The 7,821-nt window shown below is 72.1% G+C and carries 8 protein-coding genes; 1 reads left to right on the top strand and 7 read right to left on the bottom strand.

The genetic code is table 11. The features are described 5' to 3' along the window. Positions 1-64 precede the first annotated feature (64 nt). Both HET64_RS09655 and HET64_RS09660 read right to left on the bottom strand, forming a co-directional pair. A complete protein-coding gene (locus tag HET64_RS09655; protein ID WP_215103777.1) occupies positions 65-418 on the bottom strand; it encodes a cytidine deaminase in 354 nt (117 codons plus the stop codon). 78 nt (positions 419-496) lie between these two features. Continuing rightward, entirely contained in the window at positions 497-1,390 is an 894-nt protein-coding gene (locus HET64_RS09660) for a helix-turn-helix transcriptional regulator (RefSeq protein ID WP_215103779.1), read from the bottom strand. 100 nt (positions 1,391-1,490) lie between these two features. On the opposite strand from HET64_RS09660, the gene HET64_RS09665 reads away from it, so the two are divergent. Then, positions 1,491-2,906 carry an MFS transporter gene (locus HET64_RS09665; protein WP_215103781.1) on the top strand — a complete coding sequence of 472 codons (1,416 nt, stop codon included), beginning with the start codon at positions 1,491-1,493 and terminating at the stop codon, positions 2,904-2,906. A 64-nt stretch (positions 2,907-2,970) separates the two neighbouring features. Here the strand turns inward: HET64_RS09665 and HET64_RS09670 are convergent, their stop codons facing one another. The 5 genes from HET64_RS09670 to HET64_RS09690 all read right to left on the bottom strand — a co-directional run bounded on the left by HET64_RS09670 (position 2,971) and on the right by HET64_RS09690 (position 7,487). Further along, entirely contained in the window at positions 2,971-3,324 is a 354-nt protein-coding gene (locus HET64_RS09670) for an MmcQ/YjbR family DNA-binding protein (protein ID WP_215103783.1), read from the bottom strand. Further along, positions 3,321-4,628: a hemolysin family protein gene (locus HET64_RS09675; protein WP_215103785.1), complete on the bottom strand. Its 1,308-nt coding sequence runs from the start codon at positions 4,626-4,628 to the stop codon at positions 3,321-3,323. Before HET64_RS09675 ends, HET64_RS09670 begins: the two co-directional genes overlap by 4 nt. After that, positions 4,625-5,122: an rRNA maturation RNase YbeY gene (gene ybeY / locus HET64_RS09680; protein WP_215103799.1), complete on the bottom strand. Its 498-nt coding sequence runs from the start codon at positions 5,120-5,122 to the stop codon at positions 4,625-4,627. Before ybeY ends, HET64_RS09675 begins: the two co-directional genes overlap by 4 nt. A 12-nt stretch (positions 5,123-5,134) precedes the next feature. Then, the gene (locus HET64_RS09685) at positions 5,135-6,199 is read right to left on the bottom strand and encodes a PhoH family protein (protein ID WP_215103801.1); all 1,065 of its coding nucleotides are present in this window, start codon (positions 6,197-6,199) and stop codon (positions 5,135-5,137) included. 142 nt (positions 6,200-6,341) lie between these two features. Beyond that, a complete protein-coding gene (locus tag HET64_RS09690; RefSeq protein ID WP_215103803.1) occupies positions 6,342-7,487 on the bottom strand; it encodes a PfkB family carbohydrate kinase in 1,146 nt (381 codons plus the stop codon). Positions 7,488-7,821: the final 334 nt, after the last annotated feature.

The following is a 7,821-nucleotide window of genomic DNA, read 5'->3' on the forward strand; positions in this document are numbered from 1 at the left end:
GTCGGCCGGCGGGCCGAGCGGGCCCGCCGGCACCCACCGGACCGGCCGCCGTCGGACGGCCGGGTCAGCCCGCCGTGACGCGGACCCGCAGCGTGCCGTCCGGGCCCGCGAGCAGCACCGGGGTGTCCGGTCCGCCGAGGTCCCGCACCGCGGCCCGGTCGTCGTCGGAGGGCGCCTCGGCGGCGGAGACGACCGCGGCCGCCTCCAGCGAGGTGGCGCCGCTGGCCACCGCCATGGCGACGGCGGTCTGCAGGGCGCTGAGCTTCAGCGAGTCCAGCGCCACCGTGCCCGCGACATACGTACGTCCCGTCTCGTCGCGTACGGCCGCGCCCTCGGGCACCCCGTTGCGGGCACGGGCGCTGCGCGCCAGGGTGACGATCTTGCGGTCCTCGGCGTCGAGCTCCGTGGTGTCGGTCATGGCACGAGCATACGAAGCGGGCGGAGCCCCGCGCAGGTCACCCCGGTACCGGGAGCGTCCGGCGCCGGCCGGGGCCGGTCACCCCGGCACCGGGTACAACGAGCCGCGCCGGCCCTCGGGCGAGGCGAGCCACTGGAGCCTGGCCTCGCAGCCGGTGCCGGGCAGCGGGGTGTGCAGCACGATCGCCAGGTCCGGCCGGGCGGGCACCCGCAACTGGGTGGCCTCCAGGGACAGGCGGCCGACCACCGGGTGCTCGACCTCCTTGCGGTTCTGTCCCGCGGGGGCGATGTCGCGCCGCTCGTACAGCTCGGCGAAGAGGGGGCTGACCGCCTGCGCCTCCTCGACGACGGCCCGGAAACCGTCGTCCTCGGGCGCCTCCGAGCAGGCCGCCCGGAACTGTGCCACCACCTGCGGGGCCAGCGCGTGCCAACTCGCCCCGGTACGGGTGCGGTAGACCGGGTCGGTGAAGAAGGCGATGAGGCAGTTCTGCCGGATGCCCGGGCGCATGCCGAGCACCGAGGCTGCGGCCTCGTTGTACAGAACGGTGTTCCAGTACCGGTCCATGATGTGGGCCGGGTAGGGCATCCAGGCCTCGATGAGCCTGGTCAGCCCCTCGCACATGTCGGCGTCGGCCGGATCGACCTCGGCCGGGGGAGGGTTCAGCCCGGCCAGCGCGTACAGATGGCGGCGCTCCGCGCTGCTCAGGCGCAGCACCCGGGCGACGGAGTCCAGCACCTGCGGGGAGACGGTGATGTCGCGGCCCTGCTCCAGCCACTGGTACCAGGAGACGCCCACCCCGGCGAGGACGGCGACCTCCTCGCGGCGCAGCCCCGGAGTGCGGCGGCGGGCGCCGCCCGGCAGCCCCGCCTCGTCCGGGGTGACGCGGGCCCGGCGGCTTCTCAGGAACGCGCGCAGTTCGGCGAGGCGGTGGGCTTTCGTGTCGTCCGTCGCCCGCTGGGCCGCTGTGGCCACGTACTCCCCCGGTGTCCGTGTGTGCGCCTGCCTGGTGGTGCGGGCAACAGGATAAGTTCCCGCTCCCCACGGTTATTCCGGCCACCGCAGGGTGGGACGCATGGCGATCGAAACCCCTCCCACCTCCGCTCCCGCCGCTGCGTCCTCCGCTTCGGTCTCCGCACCGCCCCGGCTCTCCGGCCGGGCCCGGCTGGTCCTGTTCGTGCTGTGCGCCGCCCAGTTCATGGTGGCCCTGGACTTCTCGGTGCTGAACGTGGCGCTGCCCGTGCTCGGCAAGGACCTCGGGCTGAGCACCACGGGCCTCCAGTGGGCGGTCACCGCGTTCGCGTTGCCGTCGGGGGGCTTCCTGCTCCTTTTCGGGAGGATCGCCGATCTGTACGGGCGGCGCAGGCTGTTCCTCGTCGGGCTGACCGTCTTCGGCGCCTCGTCCCTGCTGGCGACGCTGGCCTGGGACCCGGCCTCCTTCCTCGCCGGCCGGGCGCTCCAGGGGCTGGGGGCGGCGGTCATCGTGCCGACCGGGATGTCCCTGCTGACGACCACGTTCCCCGAGGGGCCGCTGCGCGACCGGGCGCTCGGGATCAGCGGGACCCTGCTGTCGCTCGGCTTCACGGTGGGCATGGTCGCGGGCGGGGTGCTGACCGAGACACTGGGCTGGCGCTCCACGATGGGCCTGCTGGCGGTGGCTTCGGCCGTGGTGCTGACGCTGGCCCCGAAGGTGCTGGCGGAGTCGCGCACGACGGACCGGCCCCGGCTGGACGTGCCCGGCGCGGTGAGCGTCACCGGCGGTCTGCTGGCGCTGGTCTACGCGCTGTCGACGGCGGCGGAGCGTGGCTTCGGCGGCGTGGACGTGCTGGTCACGCTGGCCCTCGGCGTCGTTCTGCTCTCCGCGTTCGTCGTGGTGGAGTCCCGCTCGGCGGCCCCGCTGGTGTCGCTGCCGATGCTGCGGCGGCGGACGGTGGCGTTCGGCAACCTGGGTGGTCTGGTGACCTTCTCGATGATGAGCACCGTCGTCTTCGTCCTGACCCTGTACCTCCAGGAGGTCCTGGACCTCTCCCCCTTCGCCACCGGTCTGGTCTTCGGGGTGCAGGGCGTAATGTCGGTGGTCGCGGGCATGTACGCGCCGAAGCTGATCGGCCGGATCGGCGCCCGCCGGACCCTGGCGCTCTCCCTGATCGGCCAGGGGCTGTTCATCGGCGTGCTGCTGGGCCTGGGCCCGGAGTCGGGGGTGTGGCTGGCGACCGCCGCGGTGTCGGTGGCCAGCATGTTCCACCTGGGCGCGATCATCGCGTACGGGCTGACCGTGACGTCCGGCGTCCCGAACGAGGAGCAGGGCCTGGCCACCGGCCTGGTCACCACGACCCAGCAGGTGGGTCTCACGGTCGGTATCCCGCTGCTGGGGGTGCTGGCCACGACACAGGACACCCTGTTCGACGGCGTACGGACGGTGGTGGCGGTCGCGGGGGCGGTCCTGCTGGCGGCGGGCGCGGCGGTGGCGGCCGGGCTGCGCCGGAGCTGAGCCGGGCACGAGGACGGGCCCGCCCCCACGGGGGGAGGCGGGCCCGTCCTCGTACGCACTTCTCCTACGGGCGGTCCAGGCGCAGCCGCTCCGCCTTCGGGAGTCCGGCGACCACCAGGTCGTAGGAGTCCTCGACCAGCTCGCGCAGCAGCCGGTCCGGGACGCCGGAGACGGTGACCGTGTTCCAGTGGCGCTTGTTCATGTGCCAGCCGGGCACGATCGCGGGGTGCGTCCCGCGCAGCCGGATCGCCTCGTCGGGATCGCACTTGAGGTTGATGGTGAGCGGCCGCCCGTCCAGCGCGGTGAGGGCGAACATCTTGCCGAGCACCTTGAAGACGGAGGTCTCCGGTCCGAACGGGAACTCCTCCACGCTCGCGTTGAACTCCCGGCAGAAGGCCCGCAGCCGCTCCGGCGTCATTCCGCTTCCTTCTCCCCGGTCCCCTCGGTCTCCTTGTGCTCCGGCTCGACGAGCACCGTGACGATCTTGTTCCGGCGGCCCGCGGGGGACTCCGCGGTGAGCCGGAGCCTGCGGCCGTCGGGCAGCTCGACCATCGCCGACGCACCGGCGATCGGGACCCGGCCGAGCGCCTTGGCGAGCAGGCCGCCGACGGTCTCCACGTCCTCGTCGTCGTACTCGTCGAGGCCGAAGAGGTCGCCGAGGTCCCCGATGTCGAGCCGGGCGGTGACCCGGTAGCAGCCGTGCTCCAGCTCCTGGACGGGCGGCAGCTCCCGGTCGTACTCGTCGGTGATCTCGCCGACGATCTCCTCCAGGATGTCCTCGATGGTCACGATGCCCGCGGTGCCGCCGTACTCGTCGATGACGACCGCGACATGGCTGCGGTCCTGCTGCATCTCGCGCAGCAGGTCCCCGGCGTTCTTGGTGTCGGGGACGAAGGCGGCGGGGCGCATCGCGGTGGAGACGGGGTCGGCCTCGGACTCGCGGTTGATGTGCGTCTTGCGGACCAGGTCCTTGAGGTAGACGATCCCGACGACGTCGTCCTCGTTCTCGCCGGTGACCGGGATCCGGGAGAAGCCGGAGCGCAGGGCGAGGGTGAGGGCCTGCCGGATGGTCTTGTAACGCTCGATGGAGACGAGGTCGGTGCGCGGCACCATGACCTCGCGGACCAGGGTGTCGCCCAGCTCGAAGACCGAGTGCACCATGCGGCGCTCGTCGTCCTCGATGAGCGACTCCGCCTCGGCGAGGTCGACCATGGCGCGCAGTTCGGCCTCGCTGGCGAACGGGCCCTTGCGGAACCCCTTGCCGGGGGTCAGCGCGTTGCCGACGAGGATCAGCAGCTGCGGGATCGGCCCCATGATCCTGGCCAGCGGCACCAGGACGTACGCGGAGGCCGTGGCCGTGTTCAGCGGGTGCTGGCGGCCGATGGTGCGCGGGGAGACGCCGATGGCGACGTAGCTGACGAGGACCATCACGCCCATCGCGACGGCCAGCGCCTCCCAGGTCTCGGGCAGTTCCTGGAGGCAGGCGTAGGTGACGAGGACCCCGGCAGACATCTCGCAGGCGACCCGCACCAGCAGGGCGACGTTGAGATAGCGGGTCGGGTCGGCCGCGATCTGCGCCAGCTTCGCGCTGCCGCGCCGGCCGGACCGGACCGCCTCGTCCGCCCGGAAGCTGGAGGTGCGGGCGATACCGGCCTCCGCGCAGGCGGCCAGCCAGCCGACGACGACCAGCAGCACGGCCCCGATGACCAGGGGCGCGCTCACGAGACGGTGGGGGCGGGGGACGCGCCGGTGAGCCCGCGCTCCCCGCGCCAGCCGTCCACGATGGCGGCCTGGAGACCGAACATCTCGGCCTTCTCGTCCGGCTCCTCGTGGTCGTACCCCAGGAGGTGCAGCACTCCGTGGACGGTCAGGAGCTGGAGCTCCTCGTCCATGGAGTGCTGCGTCGGGGCCTCTTCGCCCTGCTTCTTCGCGACCTCCGGGCAGAGCACGATGTCACCGAGGAGCCCCTGCGGGGGCTCCTCGTCGTCCTTGGCCGGCGGACGCAGCTCGTCCATCGGGAAGGACATGACATCGGTCGGACCGGCGAGGTCCATCCACTGGATGTGCAGCTGCTCCATGGCGTCGGTGTCCACCACGATCACCGAGAGCTCGGACAGCGGGTGGATCCGCATCCGGGCCAGTGCGTAGCGGGCGATGTCGAGGATCGCCTGCTCGTCGACCTCGGTTCCGGACTCGTTGTTGACGTCGATCGACATGGTGCGCTGCGACTACTTCCCTTTTCGGCGGTCGCGTCGGCCGTCTTCGCGGCCTTCCGCCTGACCGTCCTGCTGACCGTTTCGGCTGTCGTACTTCTCGTACGCGTCGACGATACGGCCGACGAGCTTGTGCCGGACGACATCCTGGGAGGTGAGCCGGGAGAAGTGCACGTCGTCCAGGCCCTCCAGGATGTCCTGGACCTGCCGCAGCCCGCTCTTCGTACCGCTCGGCAGGTCGACCTGGGTGACGTCACCGGTGACGACGATCTTGGAGTCGAAGCCGAGGCGGGTGAGGAACATCTTCATCTGCTCGGCGCTGGTGTTCTGCGCCTCGTCGAGGATGATGAACGCGTCGTTGAGCGTGCGGCCGCGCATGTACGCCAGTGGCGCGACCTCGATCGTGCCCGCCGCCATCAGCCGCGGGATCGAGTCGGGGTCGAGCATGTCGTGCAGGGCGTCGTAGAGCGGGCGCAGATACGGGTCGATCTTGTCGAACAGGGTGCCCGGCAGGAAGCCGAGCCGCTCCCCCGCCTCGACCGCGGGCCGGGTCAGGATGATCCGGCTGACCTGCTTCGACTGGAGTGCCTGGACGGCCTTGGCCATGGCGAGGTAGGTCTTGCCCGTACCGGCGGGACCGATGCCGAACACGATCGTGTGCTGGTCGATCGCGTCGACGTACCGCTTCTGGTTGAGCGTCTTGGGGCGGATGGTGCGGCCGCGGCTGGAGAGGATGTTCTGCGTGAGCACCTCGGCGGGCGTCTCGCCCTGGGGGTCTCCCTGCCCGTTGCCGGCCGCCCTGAGCATGGCGATCGACCGTTCCACTGCGTCCTCCGTCATCGGCGCTCCGGTGCGGAGCACGAGCATCATCTCGTCGAACAGGCGTTGGATGAGAGCGACGTCGGCGGCCTCGCCCGTGGCACTGATCTCGTTGCCCCGGACATGGATGTCGGCCGCCGGGAAAGCCTCTTCGATCACGCGCAACAGCGAGTCACCCGATCCCAGGAGCATCACCATGGGGTGTGCGGCCGGGATCCTGATCTGGGCACGCGCCTGCGGCTGTGTGGGTGTCTGAGTCATGGGCCGGCCCTCGGGCCTGCGCATACCTCCCGTTGCAGGGTTCTCGCTGCTCGACAACCTCTGGACAACCAAGCCTACGACCTGGCGGTGACAACGCAGAGTGCTTTTACCGCCCGTGTGTGCGACCCGGGCCGACGGCAGCTCACTGGCGGAAGCCGATCGTGGGCACCGCGCGCCGCAGCGGCCAGGCGCGGGCCGTGGTGGGCAGGAGGTCGTCCAGGAAGGCGTAGCGCTCCAGGGCGGCGGGGTCCTGGCTCGCGCAGGTGCGGATCAGCTGCCACCAGGCGGCGACCTCGGCCCAGCCGGGGGCGGAGAGCGAGCCGCCGAACTCCTGGACCGAGAGGGCGGCGGTGAGCCCGGCGAAGGCGAGCCGGTCGGCGAGCGGCCAGTCGGCGAGGGTGCCGGTCACGAAGCCGGCGACGAAGACGTCCCCGGCGCCGGTGGGGTCGAGCGCCTCCACCTCGATGGCGGGCACGGCCGCGGCGGCGCCGGTGCGGCCGTCCACCGCGTAGGCGCCCTCGGCGCCCAGGGTGACCACGGCGAGCGGCACCCGTTCGGCGAGCGCGTGGGCGGCGGCGCGCGGGCAGTCGGTGCGGGTGTAGCGCATCGCCTCCTCGGCGTTGGGCAGGAACGCCTCGCAGTGCGCCAGGTCGGGCAGGGCGTCCAGGTCCCAGCGGCCGGTCTCGTCCCAGCCGACGTCGGCGAAGATCAGCGCGCCGTTGCGGGCGGCGGTGGCCACCCAGGGCTCGCTCCGGCCCGGGGCGAGCGAGGCGATGGCGGCACGGGCGCGCGGCGGGCAGTGCGGGAAGGCCGGGGCGGAGGTTCCGGCGGGAACTCCGGCTCCGGTGGACGCCGGGGTTCCGGTGGACGTTCCGGTCGGAGCGGGTGCCTCGTGGCCGTGCGAGACCATCGTGCGCTCGCCCTCGTACGCCATGGAGACGGTCACCGGGGAGTGCCAGCCGGGGACGGTGTGCGACATCGACAGGTCGATCCCCTCGCCCTGTTCGAGGGCGTCCCAGCAGTACTCCCCGTAGTGGTCGTCGCCGAAAGCGGCGGCGAGGGAGGTGCGCAGGCCGAGGCGGGCGAGGGCGGTGGCCATGTTGGCGACGCCGCCGGGGCTGGAACCCATCCCCCGCGCCCAGGACTCGGTGCCGCGCACGGGGGCGCTGTCCAGGCCGGTGAAGATGATGTCGAGGAAGACCGGCCCCGTCAGGAAGACGTCGCAGGCGGGGTCCCGGGGGGCGCGCAGCGCCTGCAGCGGGTCGATGCCCGGAGTGTCTGTGCTCACCGTGCGCTCCCGGTGTCGTGCGGCGGATCTCGGCCGGATCCGGACCGTGTGAGGTGCGGCCAGTCTGCCCGATACGCCGAGGGGAACGCAGTGTCCGCGCCCAAGTGTTCGCAGCACGCCTGACCTGCATAAACATGCGCTAATACCCGGGGTTTCCCCACATAAACACGAACGTGACCCAGATCACATCGGGGCGGCTTCCGGGGAGCCCCCGTTTCCACCGGAAACACCCCCGGTATCCTGCGGATGACCACCACCCGAAGCCGAAGGGCACATCCGTGAGCGCAACCAGCCCGGCAGCCGTCGTCGTCCTCGCAGCGGGTGAGGGCACCCG

The sequence above is a fragment of the Streptomyces sp. McG3 genome, from assembly GCF_018619185.1.
Taxonomy (GTDB): Bacteria; Actinomycetota; Actinomycetes; order Streptomycetales; family Streptomycetaceae; genus Streptomyces.

Bases quoted from the DNA above. Each gene is read 5' to 3' on its own strand.
- HET64_RS09665 (WP_215103781.1), top strand. From the start codon at position 1,491: ATGGCGATCGAAACCCCTCCCACCTCCGCTCCCGCCGCTGCGTCCTCC.
- HET64_RS09685 (WP_215103801.1), bottom strand. From the start codon at position 6,199: ATGACTCAGACACCCACACAGCCGCAGGCGCGTGCCCAGATCAGGATC.
- HET64_RS09655 (WP_215103777.1), bottom strand. From the start codon at position 418: ATGACCGACACCACGGAGCTCGACGCCGAGGACCGCAAGATCGTCACC.
- HET64_RS09670 (WP_215103783.1), bottom strand. From the start codon at position 3,324: ATGACGCCGGAGCGGCTGCGGGCCTTCTGCCGGGAGTTCAACGCGAGC.
- ybeY (WP_215103799.1), bottom strand. From the start codon at position 5,122: ATGTCGATCGACGTCAACAACGAGTCCGGAACCGAGGTCGACGAGCAG.